Source organism: Chlorobium sp., assembly GCF_036528655.1.
Lineage (GTDB): Bacteria > Bacteroidota > Chlorobiia > Chlorobiales > Chlorobiaceae > Chlorobium.
In genome coordinates, this window is the sequence record NZ_JAIGND010000003.1 from 238,364 (window position 1) to 261,777 (window position 23,414).

Annotated in this window: 22 protein-coding genes and 1 tRNA gene; 12 read left to right on the forward strand and 11 right to left on the reverse strand. The window is 52.0% G+C overall.

Translation table 11 applies throughout. The features are described 5' to 3' along the window. Positions 1-291 precede the first annotated feature (291 nt). The 7 genes from K4305_RS01235 (at position 292) to K4305_RS01265 (ending at position 6,995) form a co-directional block, all read left to right on the forward strand. Positions 292-603 carry a thiosulfate oxidation carrier protein SoxY gene (locus K4305_RS01235; RefSeq protein WP_331560497.1) on the forward strand — a complete coding sequence of 104 codons (312 nt, stop codon included), beginning with the start codon at positions 292-294 and terminating at the stop codon, positions 601-603. 33 nt (positions 604-636) lie between these two features. Further along, entirely contained in the window at positions 637-933 is a 297-nt protein-coding gene (soxZ, locus tag K4305_RS01240) for a thiosulfate oxidation carrier complex protein SoxZ (RefSeq protein ID WP_331560498.1), read from the forward strand. A gap of 82 nt (positions 934-1,015) precedes the next feature. Further along, on the forward strand, positions 1,016-1,387 hold the full coding sequence (locus K4305_RS01245; protein ID WP_331560499.1) for a c-type cytochrome: 372 nt from the start codon (positions 1,016-1,018) through the stop codon (positions 1,385-1,387). 15 nt (positions 1,388-1,402) lie between these two features. Continuing rightward, positions 1,403-2,695 carry an FCSD flavin-binding domain-containing protein gene (locus K4305_RS01250; protein WP_331560500.1) on the forward strand — a complete coding sequence of 431 codons (1,293 nt, stop codon included), beginning with the start codon at positions 1,403-1,405 and terminating at the stop codon, positions 2,693-2,695. Between the two features lie 165 nt (positions 2,696-2,860). After that, positions 2,861-4,675 carry a protein translocase subunit SecD gene (secD, locus tag K4305_RS01255; protein ID WP_331560501.1) on the forward strand — a complete coding sequence of 605 codons (1,815 nt, stop codon included), beginning with the start codon at positions 2,861-2,863 and terminating at the stop codon, positions 4,673-4,675. A 21-nt stretch (positions 4,676-4,696) separates the two neighbouring features. Further along, positions 4,697-5,632, forward strand: a complete 936-nt coding sequence (gene secF, locus K4305_RS01260) for a protein translocase subunit SecF (RefSeq protein WP_331560502.1) — start codon at positions 4,697-4,699, stop codon at positions 5,630-5,632. 49 nt (positions 5,633-5,681) lie between these two features. Then, positions 5,682-6,995, forward strand: coding sequence for a peptidylprolyl isomerase (locus tag K4305_RS01265; protein WP_331560503.1), 1,314 nt, complete (start codon positions 5,682-5,684; stop codon positions 6,993-6,995). Here K4305_RS01265 and gyrB read toward each other — a convergent pair. The 3 genes from gyrB to K4305_RS01280 all read right to left on the reverse strand — a co-directional run bounded on the left by gyrB (position 6,984) and on the right by K4305_RS01280 (position 10,024). After that, positions 6,984-8,915 carry a DNA topoisomerase (ATP-hydrolyzing) subunit B gene (gyrB, locus tag K4305_RS01270; RefSeq protein WP_331560504.1) on the reverse strand — a complete coding sequence of 644 codons (1,932 nt, stop codon included), beginning with the start codon at positions 8,913-8,915 and terminating at the stop codon, positions 6,984-6,986. The two genes, K4305_RS01265 and gyrB, sit on opposite strands and share 12 nt — an antisense overlap. Before the next feature lie 87 nt (positions 8,916-9,002). After that, complete coding sequence (locus tag K4305_RS01275) at positions 9,003-9,398, reverse strand: YraN family protein (protein ID WP_331560505.1); 396 nt, start codon at positions 9,396-9,398, stop codon at positions 9,003-9,005. A gap of 8 nt (positions 9,399-9,406) precedes the next feature. Further along, complete coding sequence (locus K4305_RS01280; RefSeq protein ID WP_331560506.1) at positions 9,407-10,024, reverse strand: ribonuclease HII; 618 nt, start codon at positions 10,022-10,024, stop codon at positions 9,407-9,409. 432 nt (positions 10,025-10,456) lie between these two features. On the opposite strand from K4305_RS01280, the gene K4305_RS01285 reads away from it, so the two are divergent. The 3 genes from K4305_RS01285 (at position 10,457) to K4305_RS01295 (ending at position 14,840) form a co-directional block, all read left to right on the forward strand. After that, positions 10,457-12,154, forward strand: a complete 1,698-nt coding sequence (locus tag K4305_RS01285) for an Rne/Rng family ribonuclease (protein ID WP_331560507.1) — start codon at positions 10,457-10,459, stop codon at positions 12,152-12,154. 19 nt (positions 12,155-12,173) lie between these two features. Next, a complete protein-coding gene (locus tag K4305_RS01290) occupies positions 12,174-13,037 on the forward strand; it encodes a 2,3,4,5-tetrahydropyridine-2,6-dicarboxylate N-succinyltransferase (RefSeq protein WP_331560508.1) in 864 nt (287 codons plus the stop codon). 99 nt (positions 13,038-13,136) lie between these two features. Beyond that, positions 13,137-14,840 (forward strand): S41 family peptidase, encoded by a 1,704-nt coding sequence (locus K4305_RS01295; RefSeq protein WP_331560509.1) that lies wholly within the window; start codon positions 13,137-13,139, stop codon positions 14,838-14,840. Here K4305_RS01295 and K4305_RS01300 read toward each other — a convergent pair. The 3 genes from K4305_RS01300 to K4305_RS01310 are packed head-to-tail and all read right to left on the reverse strand — an operon-like array spanning position 14,816 to position 18,226. Continuing rightward, positions 14,816-15,544 (reverse strand): DUF3593 domain-containing protein, encoded by a 729-nt coding sequence (locus K4305_RS01300; protein WP_331560510.1) that lies wholly within the window; start codon positions 15,542-15,544, stop codon positions 14,816-14,818. The genes K4305_RS01295 and K4305_RS01300 overlap by 25 nt on opposite strands. 32 nt (positions 15,545-15,576) lie before the next feature. Continuing rightward, a complete protein-coding gene (locus K4305_RS01305; protein WP_331560511.1) occupies positions 15,577-16,719 on the reverse strand; it encodes a geranylgeranyl diphosphate reductase in 1,143 nt (380 codons plus the stop codon). A gap of 37 nt (positions 16,720-16,756) precedes the next feature. Next, positions 16,757-18,226, reverse strand: a complete 1,470-nt coding sequence (locus K4305_RS01310) for a glycine--tRNA ligase (protein ID WP_331560512.1) — start codon at positions 18,224-18,226, stop codon at positions 16,757-16,759. A 220-nt stretch (positions 18,227-18,446) separates the two neighbouring features. Between K4305_RS01310 and K4305_RS01315 the strand changes: the two genes are divergently transcribed. Next, on the forward strand, positions 18,447-19,352 hold the full coding sequence (locus K4305_RS01315; protein ID WP_331560513.1) for a class I SAM-dependent methyltransferase: 906 nt from the start codon (positions 18,447-18,449) through the stop codon (positions 19,350-19,352). Between the two features lie 12 nt (positions 19,353-19,364). Here the strand turns inward: K4305_RS01315 and K4305_RS01320 are convergent, their stop codons facing one another. The 5 genes from K4305_RS01320 to K4305_RS01340 all read right to left on the reverse strand — a co-directional run bounded on the left by K4305_RS01320 (position 19,365) and on the right by K4305_RS01340 (position 22,609). Beyond that, positions 19,365-19,670 (reverse strand): ATP-dependent Clp protease adaptor ClpS, encoded by a 306-nt coding sequence (locus tag K4305_RS01320; protein ID WP_331560514.1) that lies wholly within the window; start codon positions 19,668-19,670, stop codon positions 19,365-19,367. A 59-nt stretch (positions 19,671-19,729) separates the two neighbouring features. Further along, the gene (locus K4305_RS01325) at positions 19,730-20,677 is read right to left on the reverse strand and encodes a S66 peptidase family protein (RefSeq protein ID WP_331560515.1); all 948 of its coding nucleotides are present in this window, start codon (positions 20,675-20,677) and stop codon (positions 19,730-19,732) included. A 60-nt stretch (positions 20,678-20,737) separates the two neighbouring features. Continuing rightward, positions 20,738-21,004, reverse strand: coding sequence for a hypothetical protein (locus K4305_RS01330; protein ID WP_331560516.1), 267 nt, complete (start codon positions 21,002-21,004; stop codon positions 20,738-20,740). Between the two features lie 16 nt (positions 21,005-21,020). Next, positions 21,021-22,409, reverse strand: coding sequence for a F0F1 ATP synthase subunit beta (gene atpD / locus K4305_RS01335; RefSeq protein ID WP_331560517.1), 1,389 nt, complete (start codon positions 22,407-22,409; stop codon positions 21,021-21,023). Between the two features lie 127 nt (positions 22,410-22,536). Continuing rightward, positions 22,537-22,609: transfer RNA gene (locus K4305_RS01340), tRNA-Thr, on the reverse strand. A gap of 166 nt (positions 22,610-22,775) precedes the next feature. On the opposite strand from K4305_RS01340, the gene K4305_RS01345 reads away from it, so the two are divergent. Then, on the forward strand, positions 22,776-23,327 hold the full coding sequence (locus K4305_RS01345) for a TlpA family protein disulfide reductase (RefSeq protein ID WP_442880407.1): 552 nt from the start codon (positions 22,776-22,778) through the stop codon (positions 23,325-23,327). Positions 23,328-23,414 lie beyond the last annotated feature (87 nt).

A 23,414-nucleotide genomic window follows, 5' to 3' on the forward strand; every position in this document is an offset into this window, starting at 1 on the left:
TTGTTATTATTAAAGTACAATAACGATTTCGGATCAATCAGATCGGATTTGCGGCAATAAAAATATTTGCATCGATGCAGAGAATTTTATATAATCATATAGTTATATAAATGTAAGGCTTCCGGATTAGATGGAATAAATTAACCTGATTTTTTTGATCATTCTATGAATAGAAGAGCGTTTCTCGAACGAACCGCAGCGGTTGCTTTGCTCGCCTTCTTGCGGCCAGCTGATGTCATGGCAACATGGAACGTCAGGAATTTTCAGCAGGTTCCCCTTGAAAAGGCTTTGATGGATGTTCTTGGCACGAAAGATCTGGTGCGGACTGGAAGAATCACTATTACAGCTCCTGCTGCAGCCTCAGATGCATCGGCGGTGCCTGTTGAAATAGATTCCGATATAAAAGGTGATGCGATCTATCTTTTTGTGGAAAAGAATATAACTCCTCTTGTTTTCAGTTGTTCGCTGCATGAAGGAGCTCTTGCTTATTTCTCTCTTAATGTGAAAATGAAAGAAAGTTCACTGCTTTATGCGGTGGTAAGGGAAAGCGGCAAATACTATATGGCTTCGGTGCAAGTAAATGTATCGGCGGAAGCCTGCTGAAGTCTTGTTATCAACAATACGTGGTACAGCAATATGAGAGTTCTCGCAACAGAAAGTGCCGGAATCGTTTCGGTAAAAATGATCATTCCTCACCCGAACGAGTCCGGTACTCGAAAGGATGATTCTGGTAACGTAGTTCCTGCCTATTTCGTAAAAGAGGGCAGTGTAATGCTCAACGGAAAGCCTCTGCTTGATCTGCAGCTCGGCCCGTCAGTTTCTAAAGATCCATTTATTCAGTTCAGATTTGCGGGGAAAAAGGGAGATAAACTCGCACTCCGCTTTATTGACAGCAGCAATCAGGAGTTTTCGTCTGAAGTCTCCGTTGTCTGATTTTCAGATGCACGATTGCCTTCATGCTGCCGGATATTCAAGCAGTACCTTTTCCAATTCTATCAATAAGGAGAATATTATCATGCAGGTTACCATCAGATCGTTGCTGACCGCCTGTCTTGTATTTTCAGTCCTGCTCTTTGCGGGAACTGATGCCTCTGCTGCGGCAAAAAAGGTTCAGAAGAAGAAAACGGCCGAAGTTTGTGTCGTCGATCCCCGGGGAGAGATTCTGGCGTTATCGTGCGCATCATGTCACGGAACAGATGGAAAAAGCGTCGGCATAATACCATCATTTTACGGCAAATCGCCTGAGTACCTTGAAGCTGCACTAAAAGATTTCAAATCGGGAACCCGCTATTCAACCGTAATGATCAGGCATGCGAAGGGGTATACCGATGAGGAGATCAGGCTTATAGCAGAATATTTCGGAACAGTATGGCAGAACAACAAATAACGGGGGAACAGGAAAATGAATCATAACATTTCGCGCAGAGACTTCAATAAACTGCTTGTTTCCGGCGTTGCCGGTTCTGCTCTGGGAATTTTCGGCATGGCAAAGCCTGCATTCGCTGCCCAGACCCGTATTGTTGTTATTGGCGGCGGATTCGGTGGGGCATCGGCTGCAAAATATCTTAAAAAGCTGGATCCTTCGCTTTCAGTCACACTTATCGAGCCAAAAGCGACCTTCTACACCTGTCCATTCAGCAATTGGGTACTCGGCGGGCTGAAAAATATGGAGGATATCGGTCAGACATACGCGCTGCTCAGGAGCAAATACGGCGTCAATGTGATTGCCGATCTGGCTACCGGCATCGATGCGGTAAAAAGCACCGTTACGCTCAAGAGCGGGAAGGTTATCAATTACGACCGTCTGATAGTATCTCCCGGTATCGATTTCAAATACGGAGCAATAGAGGGTTACAGCGAAAGCGTTGCGAACTCTTCAATGCCGCATGCCTATGAAGCCGGACCTCAGACGGTTCTTCTCCAAAAACAGCTGCTTGCCATGAAGGACGGCGGCAGGGTGCTTATATGTCCACCGGGAAATCCGTTCAGATGTCCTCCCGGACCCTATGAGAGGGCAAGCCTCATTGCGCATTACCTGAAAGAGAAAAAACCGAAATCCAAGATCCTGATCCTTGACGCAAAAGACAAATTTTCGAAGCAGGGGCTTTTCAAGAAAGGATGGGACAGGCTCTATCCCGGAATGATCGAGTGGCGTTCTTCTGTTACAGGAGGCAAGATCACCAAAGTAGATGCGGCTTCGAAAAGCGTTACGACCGATTTCGGTGTCGAGAAAGGCGACGTCATCAATCTCATTCCTCCGCAGCAGGCAGGCAAAATCGCATTCGATGCAGGTTTGACCGATGCTTCCGGATGGTGTCCCGTTAATCCGATAACGTTCGAGTCAACCATTCATCCGGGAATTCACGTTATCGGCGATGCCGTTATTGCGGGCGCAATGCCGAAATCCGGTTTTGCCGCAAGCAGTCAGGGAAAAGTGGTTGCCGCCTCGATTATCCGGTTATGCCAGGGTAAGGTTCCTGCGCCGCCTTCGCTCGTCAATACCTGCTACAGCCTTATCGGTCCCGGTTACGGCGTTTCGGTAGCCGGCGTGTACAAGCTGACATCTGCAGGTATAGTGGAAATCCCCGGATCCGGTGGTCTTACTCCCATGGACGCCGATGACGATCATCTCAATGAGGAAGCGATGTTTGCTCGCGGCTGGTACAATAATATCGTTCAGGACATCTGGGGATAGCGTTCGTTTTATCCTGAAAAAGCCCGGCTCGCACCGGGCTTTTTTATTGCCTGCTGCGTAATGTGCATTCAATGGTGAAGGGTGCGGGAGGGACGATTGTTAATCACTACCCCGTTTTATATATTGGCTGAATTATTTACATCGCGCGAAAAGATATATCTCATAATGAAAAACAAGCCCTTCAATCTTTTTCTGATTGTTCTGGTAACCGTTGTTTCTCTATGGTCGCTCTGGCCGACCTGGAAAGACTACTCGCTCTCAAAACAGCTCGACAGCTATGCCTCGGCCGAAGACAGCCTGAAATTCAGTCTGAGCCACCGCGAAGAAATTGAAAATGCCCGTAAAAAAAGCCTCAAGCTCGGTCTTGATCTCAAAGGAGGCATGCATCTGGTTATGGAAGTCGACCAGGTAGATCTATTCGAGCAGAAGGCATGGAACAAGGATGCGAAATTCAATGAAATAATGGAGAGGGTTCGTCGGGGAGCCGCATCGAGCAATGCAAATGTTATCGATCTGATCGTCTCGGAATTCAGGAAAGAAAATATCCGCCTGAGCCGTTATTTTTACGATATACGGAACAGTGACAGCGAAATAACCGACAAACTCCGCAAAGAATCGGAAGATGCTCTGACAAGAGCAAGGGAGATTATCCGTAACCGTATCGATCAGTACGGCGTTGCGGAGCCGGTCATCACGACACAGGGCAACCGGAGGCTCATTATCGAGCTTGCAGGTATCGCCGACGAAAACAGAGTCAGAAACCTGCTTAAGGGGACAGCAAAACTTGAATTCAAGCTCTTGCGCGAACCTGACGTGCTCATCAGGGTGCTTGACAAGCTGAATTCATCGCTCGTTGCCCAACGGGCGCTTTCTTCCGATGTGCCCGATACCTCGGGGGCCGCACCTCAGGCGGTTTCGCAGAACGGATCGGGAGGACCGCTTAACGACGTGCTGACGGTCATGGACAATGGCAGCGTTTACGTTCGTGAAGATTCACGAGATTTCGTCACAAAGCTATTCAGGCGGAGCGATATCAAGGCTCTTGTGCCTCAGGACAGCGAACTGCTGCTTGCCGCCAGGCCCGATCAGCTGCAGGACGGACAGAACTACTATCCGGTCTTTCTTCTCAGGAAAACTGCTGAACTGACCGGCGGCGTCATTACCGAGGCCAAAGCCACCTTCAGCGCCGAGGGCGCTCAGCCTGAGGTGCTCATGGAGATGAACTCGGAGGGAACGGCCAAGTGGGCGCGTATTACCGGAGCCAATATCGGCAAACGCATCGCTATCGTTCTTGATGGCGCGGTCTACAGCGCTCCTGTGGTACAGTCGAAAATTCCGAACGGCAATTCGGTAATCAACGGAATCGAGAGCGTCGAAGAGGCAAAAGACCTTGAAATCGTTCTTAAGGCAGGAGCATTGCCCGCTCCTGTCCGTATCATCGAGGAGCGGACGGTAGGCCCTTCGCTCGGAGCCGATTACATCAGGGCCGGAATGTTTTCTCTGATATCGGGTTTTCTTGCCGTGTCCATGTTCATGCTTGTCTATTACAGGATGGCCGGTGTTGCCGCTAATGCGGCCGTTGTGCTCAATATTCTCGTTGTGCTGTCGGTGCTTGCCGGATTCAGTGCGTCGCTTTCTTTACCGGGTATTGCCGGCATCGTCCTGACCATCGGTATGGCTGTCGATGCCAACGTGCTTATCTACGAACGTATCAGAGAGGAACTCGCAGAAGGCAAATCTATCGTTTCGGCAGTGACTGCCGGTTACGACAAGGCGTTCTCGTCAATACTCGACTCGCATGTCACCACGCTGGCGTCGGCATATCTGCTCTATACCTTCGGTATCGGCCCCATACAGGGTTTTGCCGTTACGCTGATGATCGGTACTGCAGCCAGTCTCTTCACTGCCATAGTGGTGACAAAGGAGATTTTCTTTTTCATGCTTTCGAAAAACATGCTTTCTGCCAGAAGTTTCGGTTAAACAATCAATGTTTCGCTATTCATGAGGATTTTTCACAAAACGACTATCGACTTCCTTAAATACCGTAAGATCGCCTATGGTATATCCGTCGTTCTAATTGTCGCCGGTATGGTATCGCTTCTTTTCAAGGGACTCAACTACGGCATCGATTTCCGGGGCGGTTCGGAAGTTGTCGTAAGGTTTGAAAAAGACATCGACGTAAGCAGGGTAAGGGGGGTGCTCAAGGAGGCTGGCGTTTCAGGAACGCTGAAACAGTACGGCATGGATCGTTCGTTTTTGCTCAGCACCGTCTTCAGCGGCGAAACCAACGAGCTGAAGTCGCTGATCGACAACGCAGTAAGGGACAGATTGCCTGACAACGCGCATGAAATCGTGCGTATTGAATCCGTCGGACCCACTATCGCATCCGATCTTAAGTGGGCGGCGCTCAAGGCGCTGCTTGCAGCTCTTGCGGCCATTCTGCTCTATGTAGGCATCCGGTTCGAGTTTAAGTTCGCGACGGCGGGCGTCATAGCGATTTTTCATGACGTGCTCATAGTACTGGGACTGTTCAGTATTCTGGGAGGCATATTTTCGTTTATGCCCCTCGAAATGGATCAGAGCATCATTGCCGCGTTCCTGACGGTTGCCGGTTATTCCATCACCGATACGGTTGTCGTTTACGACCGTATCAGGGAGCGTATCCGTGGCCGCAAGCCTTCGGAGTATGAGGAAATTATCAACCAGAGCCTGAACCAGACGCTCAGCAGAACGATCATCACCTCCGGAACAACGTTGCTGACGGTTCTCGTTCTTTTCATATTTGCCGGTCCTGCAATCCGGGGATTCGCTTTCGCTGTTTTTGCCGGTATTCTGATTGGTACCTACTCGTCCGTTTTTGTGGCGGCTCCGATCGTCTACGACTGGCTGCGAGTGACGAAATCGACGGTGAAGCTCAGAGGCGGCAGCGCTTCGTAGGAAAGGCGCACAGACAAGAAAACAATATCAAGCAAGAGGAGTGTTCAGCATGAAAAAAGTGATGGTGTCGGTTTATACATTTTTGTTCTTATGCGCGGTCGGTCTTTCCCCTGTATCGGCAAAAACTGTCGATCGCATTGTTGCCGTTGTAGGCAGCGAGGTCGTTTTCAGTTCCGAACTCGACGAAAGGGTTATGATGACCCGTATGCAGTTTCCTGAACTGAAAGACGACGGAAGCCTGCGCGGGAAAGTGCTGAATTCCATTATAGACCAGAAAGTCATCCTTGCGAAAGCGAGGATAGACAGCACCGGCATCGACGAAAGCGCGCTCGATGGCCTTGTTGCCGAGAGGATGAAGCTGCTTGCATCCCGATTTTCTTCAAAAGAGGAAATGGAGTCTAGATTCGGCAAGAGTTCTCTCATGATCCGTAAGGAACTTCGCCAGGAAATCAAAAACCAGCAGCTAGTCGAATCGCTCCGAAGAAAGAAACTCTCCGGCGTTTCCGTGACCCATGAGGAAACGATTGCGTTTTATGATGCCAATAAAGAAAGGCTTCCGATCGTTCCCGAAGGCGTTTCCGTATCGCAGATTTTAAGGTACCCGGATGTTACTGCGGAGAGCAGGGCTCGATCGAAAGCGTTGATCGAAAACGTGCAGGCTGAACTGAAAGGAGGCGCGGATTTCGCCGCCCTTGCAAAAAAATATTCCCAGGACCCTGGTTCAGCGCCTCTTGGCGGCGATCTCGGGTTCGTTCAGAGGGGAGAGTTGATCCAGAGTTTTGAGGATGCTGCATATGCGCTGAAGGAGGGCCAGGTGTCGGGGATTGTCGAAACCCGTTACGGATTTCATCTTATACAGCTGCTGGACCGCGAGGTCAATTCCCTGCATGTTCGTCATATCCTCATCGGATTCGACCGTTCGAAGAGCGATGAGGCCGGAACGATCTCCCTGCTGCGTTCGATCAGGTCCGACGTGCTTTCAGGCAAAGCTCCGTTTGCCGACATGGCCAGAAAGTATTCAGAGGATCCGGTTTCGGCGAAGCTTGGGGGAGCCGTTCTTTCGTCAGCTTCAATGAAAACCGTATTTCCTCTTTCTACGCTCCGTTCGCCGCTAAAGGAGATTATCGGTACTCTTAAAAAGAGCGGAGACATCAGTGAGCCGGTAAAGATCGAGCCTCCTCAGGGAGAGCCGTTTTATGCGATATTCCAGCTGAACGACAAAATTTCAGCACACCGGCTCAATCCTGCGCAGGACTATGTCCAGCTTGAATCGCTGGCGCTCGAAAGCAAGAAACAGCAGGTTTACGAGGCCTGGGTACAGGAGTTGCGCAGGGAGATAACCATCCGGAAATCAGACATCTAATCTCCGGACGTATCTCGCGTTTTTTTCAATGAATTCTCTTCTGGGCTCTACCTTGTCGCCCATCAGCGTGGAAAATATCTGATCCGCTTCGCGGGCATTTTCCACGCTGACCTGCAGAAGCGATCGATGGGCTGGATCCATTGTCGTGCTCCAGAGCTGTTCGGGGTTCATTTCTCCGAGGCCTTTGTAGCGCTGAATATTCACATTGGCTTTTCCCTTCTGCATTTTCTTCATCGCTTCGATTATGCCGTTCCGTTCGTCGTCATCCCACGCATATTGCTGGTCCTTGCCGGATTTGACGAGGTAGAGCGGTGGCTGTGCGATGAATACTTTTCCGGCTTCAATCAGCGAACGCATATAGCGGAAGAAAAATGTCAGCAGCAGCGTTCTTATATGGGCGCCGTCAACATCTGCATCGGTCATGATGATGATTTTTCCGTAACGCAGCTTTTCGGCGGAGAACTCCTCCTCTCCGAAACTTGTGCCGAGGGCGAGGATAATAGTCTTTATCTCCTCGTTTTCCAGCATTTTATGCAGACGCGCCTTCTCGACATTGAGGATTTTTCCCTTGAGCGGCAGGATGGCCTGGAAACTGCGGTCCCTGCCCTGCTTTGCGCTGCCGCCTGCTGAATCGCCTTCGACGATGTAAAGCTCGCAGTGCTCTGGATCGTTTATCGAGCAGTCTGCAAGTTTTCCTGGTAGGCCGGAGCTCTCAAGAACCGACTTGCGCCGGGTGAGTTCCTTTGCTTTTCTGGCGGCTTCGCGAGAGAGAGCTGCCCCCTTGACTTTCTCGATAATGAGCTTCAGTACGTTGGGATTGCTTTCAATGAACTCTGCGAGCTGTTCGTTGACGATGCTCTCCACGATGCTCTGAGTTTCGGAATTGCCGAGTTTCGTTTTTGTCTGTCCCTCGAACTGCGGTTCTGCAACCTTGACAGAGATAACAGCGGTCAGACCCTCCTTGAAATCGTCGCCGGTAAGGGTGATTTTCAGGTTTTTCAGGAGATCGTTCTTCTGGGCGTAAGCATTAAGGGTACGGGTCAACGCCTTCCTGAAGCCGGTCACGTGCGTGCCGCCTTCGTGGGTATTGATGTTGTTGACGTAGCTGAAGACGTTTTCCTGATAGGAGTCGTTGTACTGCAGCGCTATCTCGACGATTGTCGAATCCCTCTCTCCGTAGACGTAAACAGGCTCTTTCAGAAGGTTTACCCTGTTGTGATCGGTAAACTGCACGAATTCCTTGAGGCCGCCTTCATAATGAAATTCCTCCTGCGATCCTTCGGCGTCCTGAACGACGATCCGGAGGTTTTTGTTCAGGAATGCGAGCTCCCGCATACGGTCGATAATGATATCCTTCCGGAACTCCGTGGTTTTGAATATCTGATGATCCGGCTTGAACGTGGTTTTCGTGCCGCACTGGTCGGAAGTGCCGGTTTCCCTGACATCTCCCTGAGGAACGCCTCGTTCATACCTCTGGAAGAACGTTTTGCCGTTCCGGTATACTTCGACCTCGCACCATTCCGAAAGGGCGTTTACGACCGAGGCGCCGACTCCGTGAAGGCCTCCCGAGACTTTATATGCCCCCTTGTCGAATTTTCCTCCTGCTCCGATGAGGGTCATCACCAGTTCGAGAGCGGATTTCTTCTTTTCCGGATGGATATCGACGGGAATGCCCCGTCCGCGGTCTATCACCGTGACCGAGCCGTCGGTATTGAGAGAAACGAAGATATAATCGTTATAGCCGCCGAGGGTTTCGTCGATCGAGTTGTCGACTATTTCGTAGATAAGATGGTGCAACCCCCTGCTGTGTATATCGCCGATATACATGGCAGGTCTCATGCGTACGTGTTCGATGCCGTCAAGGATCTGGATGTTCGTTGCTGCGTAGGAAGACGGGGTCTGTGTACCGGTATCAGGCATAATTCACCAAAAATAACTGAGTGGACAAAATAAACCTCAAGATAACAAAATAAGGGAATTTGAGCGCCATTCAGAGCGCATGCGCTCTCAACGGGTTTCTTCCCAGAACGCATCGATGAAATGTTCTATGGAAACCGCTGCCGGGTGCATGTCGTCAAACGGTCCTGCCAGAACGGCAATGACATCGAACCGGCAATCCGGTTCCCTGTTCTCGACCGTAAGCAGGTATGATTTTGCCGCTTTGATGATCTCCTTCTGTTTTTGAGGAGTTACCGCTTCTAACGGATGACCCTTTTCAAGTGAGCCTCTGGTTTTTACTTCGATGAAACAGAGCGTGCCTCTGTCGATGGCAATGATGTCGATTTCATTGCGTCGGGCGCGGTAATTCCTCTCAACGATGCGGTATCCCTTTCTGATCAGGTACTCCGCTGCAAGCTGCTCGCCCTGCCGCCCAAGCGAATGTGGATCGAAATTCCCTGTCATGGAATGGGTTATTTTTCGCCGAGTTGTTTCAACCGGAAGCTGTTGCGGTGAATACTGCTTCTGCCGAATGCGGCAATAGCTTCGATATGCTGGCCGGTAGGGTATCCGAAATGGCGGTCGAATCCGTATTGCGGGAATTGCAGGCTGTATTCCCTCATGATGGCGTCCCTGCATGTTTTTGCAAGTACCGATGCCGCCGCTATCGAATAGACCTTCGAATCCCCTTTGACGATGGTTTCGAAAGGAATCGGCAGCGCCGGTCTGAACCGGTTGCCGTCGACGAGCAGAATATCAGGAAGTGATGGGAGTTGTTCGACCGCTCTGTTCATTGCCAGCATGGTCGCCTGGAAGATATTAATGCTGTCGATGATATCGGATCCGATAACGGCAACGGCCCAGCATTCCGCAGTGGCTTTGATTTCGGATGCAAGGGTTTCCCGGAGAGAATGAGAGAGTTTTTTCGAGTCGTCGAGCCGCGAAAGGATTCCGTCTTCAGGAATGAACCATCGCGGAAATACTACAGCGGCAGCTACGACGGGTCCTGCAAGCGGGCCTCTTCCGGCTTCGTCGATGCCGCAAATCCTGAACGCGTTCTGCCACAACTGAAGTTCGTAATCTGTTGTCATGGTTCGCGGGATTGCTCCGTTATTGTTGTATCTCCTGAAATATAGCGTAAATCCTCAAGAACCCGGCAGGCTGAGGCTCTTGCCGGCCCGAAAGGATCTCAATTACCGTTTCCTGCTAATATTTCTTATCTTGTTTGTTGGCCTGTAAACCGGTTGTGCCGGCGTGTCCGCATTGAAAAATGCGTGGTTGATGCATGGAAGGCTTTGGCCACTGCATACCGCAGGTTTTCCCGGCTTCCATGGCTGTGCATGAGAAATCGGGGTGATTCCTCATACGGTCTTCAGGAAAAAGAATTGAAACCCGTGGGCCGCACAATATGCGCGTACTTCCGGAAATGCGCTGCAGTCCGACAGGGCGTGCGGCACATAAGGAAACTGTAAATAAGGGGAAGGAAATACCCCTGTTTTTGCCATTTATAACAGAGTTTACGCATGAAGAAGAGTATGAACAAACAGCTCCTCATGAACAAGATCGGCGATGAGATACAGGTTGCGCTTGTCGAAGAAGGCCGACTTGCGGAGCTGACTATCGAGCGTCCCGAAAGCCGGCGAAGTATCGGCGACATCTACCTCGGCCGGGTGCACAAGGTTGTCGAGGGACTGAAGGCCGCCTTCGTCGATATCGGCCAGAAATCTGACGGGTTTCTTCATTTTTCCGATGTCGGCACGACCAGCGAGGATTATCGGGCCCTGATAGAGGATGATGACGACGACGAAAACGGCGGAGGGGATGATGCAGAGGATGGTGACGACGCGGTTCCTGCTGCCGGCAGCGCAGAAGGAGCGGGATCTGTCCAGTCTGCCAGAGCCCAGCAGCGGACAGCGGGAAAAAAGGCCCCGGCGACCGAAGAGGAAAAGGCGGCAAAAAGACAGTCCTATACCCAGATGATAGCTGGAAAGCTCAAGCCGAACGATTCCATACTGGTTCAGGTCATCAAGGAGCCTATCAGCAACAAGGGCTCCCGGCTTACCTCCGATATCACCATAGCGGGACGCTTCATGGTGCTTCTTCCTTTCGGAGGAGGTCAGGTAGCGGTTTCCCGCAGGGTTGTCGTGAGAAAAGAGCGTGCCCGGCTGAAAAAACTTGTGCGTTCCATGCTGCCCGAAGGTTTCGGAGCTATCATCCGCACCGTTGCCGAACACCAGGAGGAGTCTCTCCTTAAGCAGGATCTTGAAAAACTCCTCGCCAAGTGGGTGCAGATCGAGGAAAAACTCAAGGACGCGACGCCGCCCCAGCTCATTTTCAAGGAGGATACCATTATTTCCAGCGTGCTCCGCGATTCTCTCACTTCCGACGTGACCGAGATTGTAGCCAACTCGCCGGGCATCTACAAAGAGACGCTGAACTACATCCAGTGGGCGGCGCCGGAGATGGAAAAAAACGTCTCGCTCTATCAGGGCAAGCTGCCGCTGTTCGAAGGCTACAATATCGCCAAGGATGTAGAATCCATTTTTTCACGCAAGGTGTGGCTGAAATCCGGAGGTTACATAATCATCGAGCATACCGAAGCCATGGTGGTCGTAGACGTCAACAGCGGCCGCTATGCAGCCAAACGGGAGCAGGAAGAGAACTCCCTGAAAACCAATCTTGAAGCCGCTCGGGAAATTGTGCGCCAGCTCAGGCTTCGCGACATAGGCGGCATTATCGTGGTGGATTTTATCGATATGCTCGACCAGAAGAATGCGAAAAAAGTCTATGATTCCATGCGTACTGAACTGCGAAACGACCGGGCGAAATCCAACATTCTGCCGATGTCCGATTTCGGCATCATGCAGATCACCCGCGAGCGCATCAGGCCGAGCCTCATGCAGCGCATGGGCGACCAGTGCCCCGCTTGCGGCGGCACAGGCGTCGTGCAGGCGCGTTTCACCACGATCAACCAGATAGAACGCTGGCTGCGCAAGTACGCGCTGCAGCAGAATATGAAATTTCAGCAGCTCGACCTCTATGTCAGCCCAACGGTTGCCGAACCGCTGAAGAATACCGATATGAAAACCGAACTGAAATGGTTCCTGCAGCATATGGTTTTTGTCCGGGTGAAGCCTGACGAGAGCCTGCGAAGCGACGATTTCCGTTTTTACAACCGCAGGAACAATAAAGATATTACGGCCGAATACGGCGATCTCTAACCTATAGAGCCATCAAGCAATGTCAGCATACGAACAGTTGAAAAAAGATATTATTTCGCTTTCATCGGCAAATGCAGCTGAGCTTGCCCTGAATCCCGATGCCCGAAGAGTTTTCGGAGAGTTCAAGCAGATGCTCAATAACGGCAGCATCAGAGCCGCAGAGAAGTCAGGAGGAGCGTGGACGGTCAATGCGTGGGTCAAGCAGGGTATACTTGTCGGCATGCGTCTTGGCAAGCTTACAGCGGGAAGCGTTCAGCCGGAGGGTAAACTCGGAGGCTTTGCCTATATCGACAAGGATACCTGGCCGCTTAAATCGATTACTCTCGAAGACAACGTACGTATCGTTCCCGGAGGCTCGTCGGTACGGGACGGTTCCTATCTGGCACCATCGGTGGTGATGATGCCTCCTGCCTATGTCAACGTCGGCGCTTATGTCGATGCCGGCACCATGATAGATTCACACGCTCTTGTCGGCAGCTGCGCTCAGATCGGGAGGAATGTGCATCTCTCTGCGGGCGTACAGGTCGGGGGGGTGCTCGAACCGGTAGGGGCCATGCCGGTCATAATCGAGGACGATGTGATGGTCGGGGGCAATTGCGGTATCTATGAAGGCACTATCGTTCAGGAGCGCGCCGTCATCGGCACCGGGGTTATCCTGAACGGTTCAACGCCGGTATACGATCTTGTCCACGGCACGATTCACCGCAAAAGCGCGGACGTTCCGCTCGTCATTCCGTCAGGCGCTGTCGTCATCGCCGGATCGAGAGCACTTAAAGGCGCATTCGCCTCCGAGCACGGGCTTTCGCTCTATACGCCTGTCATCGTCAAATATCGCGATGAAAAAACCGACAGCGCCACTGCGCTCGAACAGGCGCTTCGTTAGTTTTTACAGCATCCGCAAGGATGCCTCCCAGGCCGCGCGGCCGATATCGACCGCGTGCGCCTGTAACGGTAAGCGTCGATTATAACAAGATGTTGCGCAATGAACATACAGCCATTTATCAAGCGGGTTTCAGCAGCTCTTTTCACAGTCGTCCTTGCCGGTTCGCTCTCGGTAGCATCCCTTTCCCTGCTTGCCGCTTCCAGAGGCACGCCCGGCAATGATTTCTCTGAAATAGCCGAAAGCATAGATCTGTTCGGCGATATCTACCGCGAACTGTCCGAGAACTATGTCGAGCCGCTTGATGTGAGAGCCCTGATGTATGCGGCTATTGACGGTATGCTCGGAGTTCTTGACCCCTATACCGTATTTCTTGACGAAACCCAGTCCGAAGAGCTTGGTGAAATAACCAGCGGTAAGTATACCGGAATAGGGCTTAGTATGACCAGGTTCGAAGACGCCGTCTATGTCACCTCGGTGCTCGAAGGCTATCCTGCCTGGAAGGCGGGCATACGTACCGGCGACAGGATCACGCGCGTTGACGGAAAACCGCTTGCCGGCAGAAACATTGATCAGGTGCGGGAGCTTATGAAAGGCGCTACCGGAAGCCGTTTTTCCATGAATATAGAACGCGAAGGCGGCAGAGGTCCGGGGACGGTATCGCTCGTGCGCGAAGAGGTGAGAGTGAGTACCGTCAGCTATTCGGAAATTATCGGACGTACCGGTTATCTTCAGCTGGGAAGTTTCTCCAGCCACTCGTCCGGCGATATGCGTCAGGCCGTCGAGAAGCTTCTTCGCGAAGCCGCAGATCGATCCCTTCCCCTGAACGGTCTTATTATCGATCTGCGCGGTAATCCGGGCGGTTTGCTGACAGCGGCGGTGGATATTTCATCCTTGTTTGTCGGAAAAGGCAGCACCGTGGTGACCATTCGGGGAAAAAAGCCCGAATCCGAAAAGATCTACCGCACAGAACAGCCTCCTCTGGTTCCGGCATTGCCAGTTGCGGTGCTCATCGACAAAGAGAGCGCTTCCGCATCCGAAATCGTATCCGGCGCCATTCAGGATCTCGATCGCGGAATCGTGCTTGGAGAACGTTCTTTCGGCAAAGGCCTTGTACAGTCGGTACTCAGGCTGCCCTACGACAACACCCTGAAACTTACTACGGCTAAATACTATACCCCATCGGGACGTCTCATACAGAAACCGCATGGCGACACTCGCGCATCGAGGAGCGTGCTGAAAAAGAACGGAGAGAGAAAGCCTCTGCCGGTTTATTACACCGCAGGGAAACGCAAGGTATACGGCGGAGGCGGCATTACCCCCGATGTGATCGTGGCTGCTCCGGAACGCTCGGCTTATGAGCAGGAACTTCTCCGGAAAGGGATGATATTTCTTTTTGCCTCGCGATATCGTGCCTCGCATGCAGGTTCTTCAGCCGATTCATCAGATAGCGCGGGTCTGCTGAAATCGTTCAGCGAATTTCTCGGCGAAAAGCGGTTTTCTTACACTTCCGCATCCGAACGAAATTTTCAGGAGCTTGAAAAACAGATTGCCGAAGAACTGAATGGTCAAAAGGCGGGTACTCCCGGAAGTCTTGAAGGACTGAAACGGGAACTGCTGCAGATGAAAAACAACCTGACCGCCCTGCAGAGCGACCGGATTTTCCGATTGATCACTATCGAAATCATGCGGCACGGCAACGAAACCATTTCGAGAAAAGCCGAACTCGACGACGATCCTGTCGTGCAGAAGGCGCTTGCCCTCTTTGCCGACCCGAAAGCCTATTCAGGAATGCTTCGTCCCTGAACCCCGGAACCGGATTTCAATAGTCCTTCATATTGGCGGGTCTGGCGGTGGATGCCGATTACGATCATGAGATTACTGATGGTGAGCAGGCTCTCGGCCGATCCGTGAAGCAGGTCGTCATGCGACAGAGAGTGAAATTCTCGAATCTCTGTAGCCATGTACATGAAGAATACCGTCACGGATATAAATACCAGAACGAACCAGAATCCGGCAACGGTGAGCCCCGAAAAAACCGATGGGTCTTTTTTTCGCACCTTCAGGAGCAGTACCAGGAATGTCAGATATACCACGCTTGAAATCTGCAGGATAGCGTCGAAAACGTCTTCTCCCATGTAAGACTGGGGTTTGCCGGCGATCATCAGAGTTCCGAATCCGGCCATCATGCCCGATGCGAGGTTTGAGGTTCCGCTGGTTTTCAGGATCTGCATCGTTGCCCAGAGCAGCGAGATGCTGCCGAACAGATTGATGGTTTCAGACATGTCCAGAAGCAGCGGAACGCTGTCCGTTGTGACATGATAGGCAAGCACGAAAAAACTGCCGATCCAGTGCGGAAGCATCGAGAGTCCGAAAAGGCGGATATCCTTTCTTCCCGTTATTCTCCCATAGCGATACATCATGAACGCTGCAACACCCCATTCAAGAGAGGAAGAAATATGGATGAACCAGTTCGGCAGCGAAAGCAGCCCGAGCAGGTCAAGATTCATTTGCTATTCCTGAAAAGCTCTCCTCCTGATGGTCAGCTGCCCTTGATCAGGTGGTAGATATTCTTTGAAAAAATCTTCATCTGCACGCTCCACGGAGCCGGCACCATTTTTTTATAGAGGTATGAGTCGAAGGTGATTCGCTGCACGTCGTCGTCGGCGCAGATCGCCACAAAACTCTCTCTGAGTCTGTCGTTGCGGTAATAGACACTTTGCAGCACCTCGAGACCGAAAAAAATCGGAGCATAGAGCTTGCGGAATCCTTTCTCGTAAAGGTCGAGCGGATCGCCGTTCCTGATATGGCCGATCATTGCCTGAGCTGCCAGTTTTCCCGAGCGCATGGCGAAAAAGATTCCCTCTCCGTTTGCCGGCGTAACCAGTCCCGCGGCGTCTCCGACAAGTATTGCCCGATCCCCTGTGAAAGAACGCCTCGGTTTCATGGGAATTTTCGCGGCTTCGTCGAGATAGGGACTTTCGATAATGCCGATTTTCTCGATGAAGCGCCTTTGCAGAGCCCGGATGTTATGCTTTCTGTCTTCCGTACCGGTGCCTATAGCGAGGTGGTCCGCTTTTGGAAATATCCAGCCGTAAAAATCGGGAGAGACTTCACCGTCAAACCATATTTCCACGATATCGCTGAACTTCTCGATTGCCGGCGTGTACCGGAACCGCTGCTGCATGGCGATCACCTTCAGTTCGTTGGGGGGAAAGCGCAGTTCGTCGGCGGTTTTCGAGTTCGCTCCATCGGCTCCGATGATGTAGTCGGCCTCAAAAGGAGGCAGTTTGTCGCCGAGGGTATGGATCACGAATCTGTTCCCCCTCCGCTCAATGGAACTCATCAGCCCCTCGAGAACGTCGCTGCCGGCCTTGCGGGCTTCATGGCGAAGATAGCTGTCGAACCGTTCACGGCATACCATGCCGACATAACCGTTCGGCATATGCATGCCGATCACCCTGCCTTTAGGGGAGCGAGCGCGCATGTGCGAAAGCTTTTTTTCCACAAGTTCGGACGGCAGGCCGAACTCTTCGATAAGCCCGAGAGGGATTGCTCCCCCGCATGGTTTGACATTATCGAGGTTCCGTTCCAGGAGAACCGTGCCGAGTCCGGCTTCTGCCAGTATTCTCGATGCAACGGCTCCAGACGGGCCTCCTCCTATTACTGCGACGTCGTAACGCATGGTTTCACATTGAACAGTATTCGTTAACTGATGACTGTCAGACAAGTTTTTCTGCAAGGAACATCCTGGCTCTCTCCATCGGGATCCGTTCCTGCTCCGCGCTGTTCCGGTAGCGCACGGTAACGGTCTGATCTTCGAGGCTCTGGTGGTCTACGGTAAAGCAGAACGGGGTGCCTATCTCGTCCTGGCGGCGGTAACGCTTTCCGATCGATGCTGCATCGTCATACTGCACCATGAAGGCAGCAGACAGATCGCTGCGGAACCTTTCGGCTTTTTCGCCCATGTCTCCTTTCTTCATGAGCGGCAGCACTGCTGCTTTCACCGGGGCGACTTTCGGCGAAAGCTTCAGCATGACCCGGGGCTCGCCGTCCACCACATCCTCGTTGTACGCATCTGAAAGCAGTGCCAGGAAAAGCCGGTCGCAACCCGACGATGTTTCAACCACATAGGGGAGGTAGCGCTCGCCGGTGGTCTGGTCGATATACTCCATGTTTTTGCCGGAATACTGCTGGTGCTGGCTCAGGTCGAAATCGGTTCGCGAATGGATCCCCTCGATCTCCTCAATGCCGAACGGGAACTCGAACTTGATATCGTATGCGAGGTCCGCATAGTGAGCCAGTTTGTCGTGCTTGTACCAGTGCAGTTTTCCGGGGGTAATGCCGAGCTCGGAGATATACCAGTTGAAACGCTCCTCGCGCCAGGCCTCGAATGCTTCGATCTGCGTGCCGGGCTTCACGAAGTACTGCATCTCCATCTGTTCGAATTCCACCATGCGGAAAATGAAGTTGCCCTTCACGATCTCGTTGCGGAACGCCTTGCCTATCTGCGCGATGCCGAACGGCACCTTCATGCGCGACGATTCCCGGACGTTGTGGAAGTTGACGAAAATGCCTTGTGCTGTTTCTGGGCGAAGGTAGACGATGCCCGACGTGTCGGCGACGGCTCCCATGTTGCACTGAAACATCAGGTTGAACTGGCGCACTTCGGTCCAGTCGCCTGAGCCGGTGTCCGGAGCCTTGATCGCTTCGGCAACGATCAGTTCGTAAAGCGCCCTGTTCGGGTCAGGCGCGCCGGAGGCGGCTTCATAGACGGTCTGAACCTGTTCGGCTCTCTCGCTTTTCCCTTCTTTTCGAAGTTTTTCGATATGGTTTTCGATAAGGTGATCCGCCCGATAGCGTCGCTTGGTCGTGCGGTCGTCGATCATCGGATCGTTGAAGCTTGCTACATGGCCGGATGCTTCCCATACGGTCGGATTCATCATGATCGACGCATCGATACCCACGATGTTCGCATGGCTGCGGGTCATCGAGTTCCACCAGAGATCCTTGATATTCTTTTTCATTTCGCTGCCGAGAGGGCCGTAATCGAAGCAGGAGGAGAGTCCCCCGTAAATTTCCGATGACGGGAAGATGAATCCGCGTCGTTTGGCCAGCGAAACCAGTTTATGCATCACTTTATCGGGCGGCAGGTTCACGTTCTGCACGCGTGTCTCCTCGGAATTGCTCATGGTCGTTCGTGAAAAGTGGTAAAATTCATCCGGTGCCCCGGTTTCAGGTAAATAAAACAAAGAATATAACAAACAAAGGGGGATTAATCAGTGGGCGACATTCCCCGGCTCCTGAAGCCGGAAGCTGTCGTATCTGCGGCAGGTATGTTATATTATACGCATAACGGTATCATACGAAGTATCGAGCGCATTTGCGGCGTCAAATTCATAAGTTCGCCCCATGATTGACAGGCATCGAAATTCCATTATCGAAGCGGGGCTCAGGAGCGCCGACGCGATGATGATGGACGAGGACAAAATCTGGTCGATATACAGCGACGATAAGGTCGATATCGGCGAGCGGCTCGCAAAAATCATAAGAACGCTCAGCGTTGCCAATCCGCTGAATAAACCGCTGAGGGCGCTCTCCATAGGTTCCAGTACGGAACCGCAGTTCCGCATCCTCGAGACGGCTTTTCGCGGGGGTCTCTACCTGTTCGATATAGACACGGAGGCCATGGCCATAGTCAGTGATAGGGCCATCAGGCAGCATACCGCTCATGTCAGGGCGATTACCGGGAATTACATGGAGGTTTTTTCGGATCCTGTGGAGGTCGAGCGCTTTTTTAACGATACCCTTAAGAGGAGGAAACTCGATCTGATAGCCCTTCATCATTCGCTCTACTATTGCGAGGCCGCGGCCTGGACGAAGCTGTTCGAATACATCTGCGGAAGCCTGCTCGCCCGTAAAAGCGCACTGCATGCGGTTCTCATGGCCGCTTCAAGCAGCAACAGGATGACGACGACATGGCTCTACAACCACTTTGCGGGTAAGTATTTCGGAGTGCACAACGATCAGAGCCTGACGACGCTTAAAAAGCACATCGAGAAGCTGCCTTCATTTCGTAACGACCAGATTCTTATCGATACAAGCCGGGTGCGATTTTTCGTTGACGACTTCGGGAAATTCATGAAAGTCGTCTGGATGATCATGCTCTATCCAGGCGTTCACCGGTACGACGCCCGACAGAAAGAGGAGATCGTGGAATTTGTCTACGACACATTCTGGAGCGCACGGCAACCGCTTATACAGATGCAGCATCATCTTGTCGTATACCGGGGCATCGGTTTCAGAGGCCTGATCTGAAAGAGGGGGGGGTTATCCGGTCTGGATTTCGGTTGTAAGGGATATTTCCTCCAGTACAGCGCTGACATAGATGCATCGTTCGATACTGCCTGTAAATACGATGGCCAATCCTCTTGAGTGAACTTCCCACGTGATTTTTTCGGCTTTCGACCGGCTGCAGTTAATCGCTTTTATGATCTGAAAGATCACTTCGTCGAATGAGTGGTCTTCATCATTGAAGAGTACGACCCGGTAAGCATCGAGCGGGGACGTTCCGGCAGTTATTTCATCCCTGAGCGTTTCGGGAGTTTCTGATGCTTCGATCCAGTGACTGAACATGGCTCTGGTAAGTAATCTTCGATCTGTTTCGTCGTTCTGATACTATACGATTTTGCCGGTTATCCGCCAACTGCAGGCTCGATTGCCATAAGATTGAATGATGCGCCGGAAACCTCCATCCGGCAACGGACCCCGACAGGGAGGGTCATGAGATTACTGATATGTCCGTATGAGAGTCCGCGCATAACGGGAACGCAGCTTTCCGTATGCGCAGTGTAGTAGTTGAAAACTTTCTCAAGACGGGCATCGTCCGCGCTTGCTCCCGGTTCATGACTGAACTGTCCGAACAGGATTCCCCGGCAGTCGGCAAGCAATCCGGCATTTGCAAGGTGGGACAGCATCCGGTCTATTCTGTATGCCGGTTCGTTGATATCTTCAACAAAAAGCAGGGTATCGCCGAACGGAGGCATGTAGGGAGTGCCGATCATTGATGAAAGCACGGAGAGGTTGCCGCCGATTAGCCGTCCTTCGGCCGCCCCACCTCTGATACAGGTAACTGCGTGGCTTTCATGGTTCCTGAACGTCCGGGCATACGACGGCGATGTCAGCACTCCCCAGAAATGTTCTTCGGTATATGGCGAAGGGCCGTGCAGTTCGGTGGCAAGCATCGGTCCGGAAAAACTGATCAGGCCTGTTTGCGAAAAGACGGCCAGAGAGAGGGCCGTGATATCGGAATAGCCGACAAGAATTTTAGGATTTTCGGCAATGAGACGGTAGTCGATTTTTTTAAGCAATCTCGATGCTCCGGCGCCGCCGCGCAGACAGATGATCGCCCTGACCTCAGGATCCTTGAACATCCCGTGCAGATCATGCAGCTTTTCTTCGTCGGCAATTGCCGGATCTGTATCTATACGGTTCAGGTGAACGGAGGGTTTGACCCGGTAACCGTTTTTTTCAATATAGGTTACCGCCTGCTGGATTTTTTCGGGGTAAGCGCTGTGTGAAGATGGAGAGATGAGCCCGATGGTGTCTCCCCTGCGCAGGGCTTTCGGTACAAGCGTTCTCATTTGAAGTGAAAAAAAATCAGCAGCGCAGCGGCTGCTGATTTCTTCAGGAAAGGTATTGAATCAGGCGATATTCTCTGTAAGAAGAATCGCCTTGTTTCCGCTTACTTCAAAAAATCCGTCTCTGATAGCAAAGCTTTTCTCGCTTTTATCGGCAAGTACGAGCCTGACTTTGCCTTGTTTCAGCGCGGCAAGCAGCGGGGCATGATTTTTCATGACCTGAAAAAGACCGTCAAGTCCCGGTGCCGTAACGCTGGAAATCTCTCCGGAAAAGAAGAGCTGCTGGGGCGTTACGATGTCAATATCAAACCCTTTGTCGGAATTCGCCATGGTTAATCAGTGGTTATTACAGGGTTTTAGCTTTCTCGACAGCTTCTTCGATCGTGCCTACCAGGTAAAATGCGGCTTCCGGCAGATTGTCGTGTTTTCCGGCGATGATCTCCTTGAAGGCTTTGATTGTATCTTCAAGCTTTACATACTTGCCGGAAAGACCGGTGAATGCTTCCGCAACGAAAAACGGCTGCGAAAGGAAACGCTGAACTTTTCTCGCCCTTGAAACCACCAGTTTGTCTTCGTCGCTGAGTTCGTCCATACCGAGAATCGCGATAATGTCCTGAAGATCCTTATAGCGCTGCAGGATCTGTTTGACTGCCTGTGCGGTATTGTAATGATCGGCGCCGACGATATTCGGGTCGAGAATTCGGGAAGTCGAATCAAGAGGATCCACCGCAGGGTAGATGCCGAGTTCGGCAATGGAGCGCGAAAGCACGGTCGTTGCGTCGAGGTGCGTGAATGCCGTTGCCGGAGCCGGGTCGGTAAGGTCATCGGCAGGCACATAGATAGCCTGAACCGAAGTGACGGAGCCTTTCTTTGTCGAGGTAATCCTGTCCTGAAGTTCGCCCATTTCCGTAGCAAGCGTAGGCTGGTATCCTACGGCGCTCGGCATGCGTCCGAGAAGAGCCGATACTTCGGAACCTGCCTGAGTGAAGCGGAAAATGTTGTCGATGAAGAGCAGCACGTCGCGGTTCTCCTCGTCGCGGAAGTACTCTGCGATGCTCAGGCCTGTCAGGGCAACTCGCTGACGGGCGCCGGGAGGTTCGTTCATCTGTCCGAACACCAGTGCGGTTTTATCGATAACACCGGACTCCATCATCTCATGCCAGAGATCGTTTCCTTCGCGGGTCCGCTCGCCGACGCCGGCAAAAACGCTGTAGCCGGACTGCTGCTTGGCGATATTGTTGATGAGCTCCATGATGAGCACTGTCTTGCCCACACCCGCGCCGCCGAAAAGGCCGGTTTTGCCGCCTCGCGAGTAAGGCTCGAGAAGGTCGATCACCTTGATGCCGGTTTCGAACATCTCGGCTCTGGTCGACAGTTCGTCGAATTTAGGTGCCGTGCGGTGGATCGAATAGGTTTTAACGCAGTTGACCGCTCCTTTGCCGTCGATGGGATCGCCGACCACGTTGAGCATCCGTCCGAGCACTTCAGGGCCGACAGGAGCCTGGATTGGCCTTCCGGTGTTGACGACGCTCAGTCCTCTGACGAGGCCGTCTGTGCTCTCCATCGCGACGGTACGAACGCGCTCTTCTCCGAGATGCTGCTGGGTTTCGAGCACAAGCTTGGAGCCGTCGGGCCGGGTAATGGTCAGGGCATCTAAAATCGACGGAAGTTGTCCCTCGGGAAAATCTACGTCAACGACAGGGCCGATGATCTGGGAAATCTTACCTTCTTGCATAGTGACAGTGTGGATAGGATTTTTATGGTGAAATCAAACGTTACGTTTATCCGGATCTTTATTCGGCAGCGTATCTGTCGCTTGTATTGCAGCTTCGCTTCTGAAGTTTCACGCTTAACCGGATGCGAGCCACCTGCGGGACTCGAACCCACGACCTACTATTTACGAAACAGTTGCTCTACCAACTGAGCTAAGGTGGCGTTAGCTTGCCAAAAATAAAGCCGAAATATAGTTGATTCGCCGATGAATAGCAAAGATATAATAAGGGATGCCGATAGTCTTTTAAAAACGCGCAGGAATAGTATGTTAAAAGGCGTCCGATACCTATATTTGCATTTTTAACGGATTACAAACGATACGATGATGATGAAAAGCTTGAACTACTCTGTCGGAAAAGCGGTCGCAGGCAAAGCTCTTGCCGTGGCAGCCCTTATGGTTCTGGTAACTGTCGGCGCGGCATATGCAGTTCCTTCAGCAATTGCCCCGTCATTCTCCGGAACCGGTCTTGACGGTCGTCAGATTTCTTCCCGGCAACTTTCCGGAAAAGCCTATATCGTGAATTTTTTCGCTTCCTGGTGTCCTCCCTGCAGAGCGGAAATCCCGGACATGGTGGAGCTGCAGAAAGCTTATAATGCCAAAGGCTTCACATTCGTCGGCGTAGCGGTCAACGAAAACGACGAGTCGATGAGGAAATTCATGAAGATGAACGGAATAACCTATCCCGTCATGATGGCCGACCAGCAACTCGTGAGCGCATATGGCCGGTTTATCGAAGGTGGCCTTCGATCAATTCCGACATCCTTCGTCGTCAACAGGTCAGGGAAAATTATCCGGGTGGTTCCGGGAGCAAGAAGCCGGGCCGATTTCGAGAAAATGATCATCGAGGCTCTGAAGCCGGCAGCCAAAACCCTCAAATAACCTGACGGGAATGATCCCCACCAATCCGGATCCCGGTAAAGCACAACAGCGCTTAAAGCCGGTTTTACATAGATGTTATCATGCATG

What these genes read in the sequence shown, in the direction of transcription:
- K4305_RS01345 (WP_442880407.1), top strand. Translation starts at nt 22,776, where the DNA reads ATGAAAAGCTTGAACTACTCTGTCGGAAAAGCGGTCGCAGGCAAAGCT.
- K4305_RS01235 (WP_331560497.1), top strand. Translation starts at nt 292, where the DNA reads ATGGATGTTCTTGGCACGAAAGATCTGGTGCGGACTGGAAGAATCACT.
- K4305_RS01310 (WP_331560512.1), bottom strand. Translation starts at nt 18,226, where the DNA reads ATGAGCAATTCCGAGGAGACACGCGTGCAGAACGTGAACCTGCCGCCC.
- atpD (WP_331560517.1), bottom strand. Translation starts at nt 22,409, where the DNA reads ATGCAAGAAGGTAAGATTTCCCAGATCATCGGCCCTGTCGTTGACGTA.
- K4305_RS01305 (WP_331560511.1), bottom strand. Translation starts at nt 16,719, where the DNA reads ATGCGTTACGACGTCGCAGTAATAGGAGGAGGCCCGTCTGGAGCCGTT.
- soxZ (WP_331560498.1), top strand. Translation starts at nt 637, where the DNA reads ATGAGAGTTCTCGCAACAGAAAGTGCCGGAATCGTTTCGGTAAAAATG.
- secF (WP_331560502.1), top strand. Translation starts at nt 4,697, where the DNA reads ATGAGGATTTTTCACAAAACGACTATCGACTTCCTTAAATACCGTAAG.
- K4305_RS01245 (WP_331560499.1), top strand. Translation starts at nt 1,016, where the DNA reads ATGCAGGTTACCATCAGATCGTTGCTGACCGCCTGTCTTGTATTTTCA.
- K4305_RS01290 (WP_331560508.1), top strand. Translation starts at nt 12,174, where the DNA reads ATGTCAGCATACGAACAGTTGAAAAAAGATATTATTTCGCTTTCATCG.
- K4305_RS01330 (WP_331560516.1), bottom strand. Translation starts at nt 21,004, where the DNA reads ATGGCGAATTCCGACAAAGGGTTTGATATTGACATCGTAACGCCCCAG.
- K4305_RS01280 (WP_331560506.1), bottom strand. Translation starts at nt 10,024, where the DNA reads ATGACAACAGATTACGAACTTCAGTTGTGGCAGAACGCGTTCAGGATT.
- K4305_RS01320 (WP_331560514.1), bottom strand. Translation starts at nt 19,670, where the DNA reads ATGTTCAGTCACTGGATCGAAGCATCAGAAACTCCCGAAACGCTCAGG.
- K4305_RS01250 (WP_331560500.1), top strand. Translation starts at nt 1,403, where the DNA reads ATGAATCATAACATTTCGCGCAGAGACTTCAATAAACTGCTTGTTTCC.
- K4305_RS01300 (WP_331560510.1), bottom strand. Translation starts at nt 15,544, where the DNA reads ATGAATCTTGACCTGCTCGGGCTGCTTTCGCTGCCGAACTGGTTCATC.
- K4305_RS01275 (WP_331560505.1), bottom strand. Translation starts at nt 9,398, where the DNA reads ATGACAGGGAATTTCGATCCACATTCGCTTGGGCGGCAGGGCGAGCAG.
- K4305_RS01265 (WP_331560503.1), top strand. Translation starts at nt 5,682, where the DNA reads ATGAAAAAAGTGATGGTGTCGGTTTATACATTTTTGTTCTTATGCGCG.
- K4305_RS01285 (WP_331560507.1), top strand. Translation starts at nt 10,457, where the DNA reads ATGAAGAAGAGTATGAACAAACAGCTCCTCATGAACAAGATCGGCGAT.
- gyrB (WP_331560504.1), bottom strand. Translation starts at nt 8,915, where the DNA reads ATGCCTGATACCGGTACACAGACCCCGTCTTCCTACGCAGCAACGAAC.
- K4305_RS01315 (WP_331560513.1), top strand. Translation starts at nt 18,447, where the DNA reads ATGATTGACAGGCATCGAAATTCCATTATCGAAGCGGGGCTCAGGAGC.
- K4305_RS01295 (WP_331560509.1), top strand. Translation starts at nt 13,137, where the DNA reads ATGAACATACAGCCATTTATCAAGCGGGTTTCAGCAGCTCTTTTCACA.
- K4305_RS01325 (WP_331560515.1), bottom strand. Translation starts at nt 20,677, where the DNA reads ATGAGAACGCTTGTACCGAAAGCCCTGCGCAGGGGAGACACCATCGGG.
- secD (WP_331560501.1), top strand. Translation starts at nt 2,861, where the DNA reads ATGAAAAACAAGCCCTTCAATCTTTTTCTGATTGTTCTGGTAACCGTT.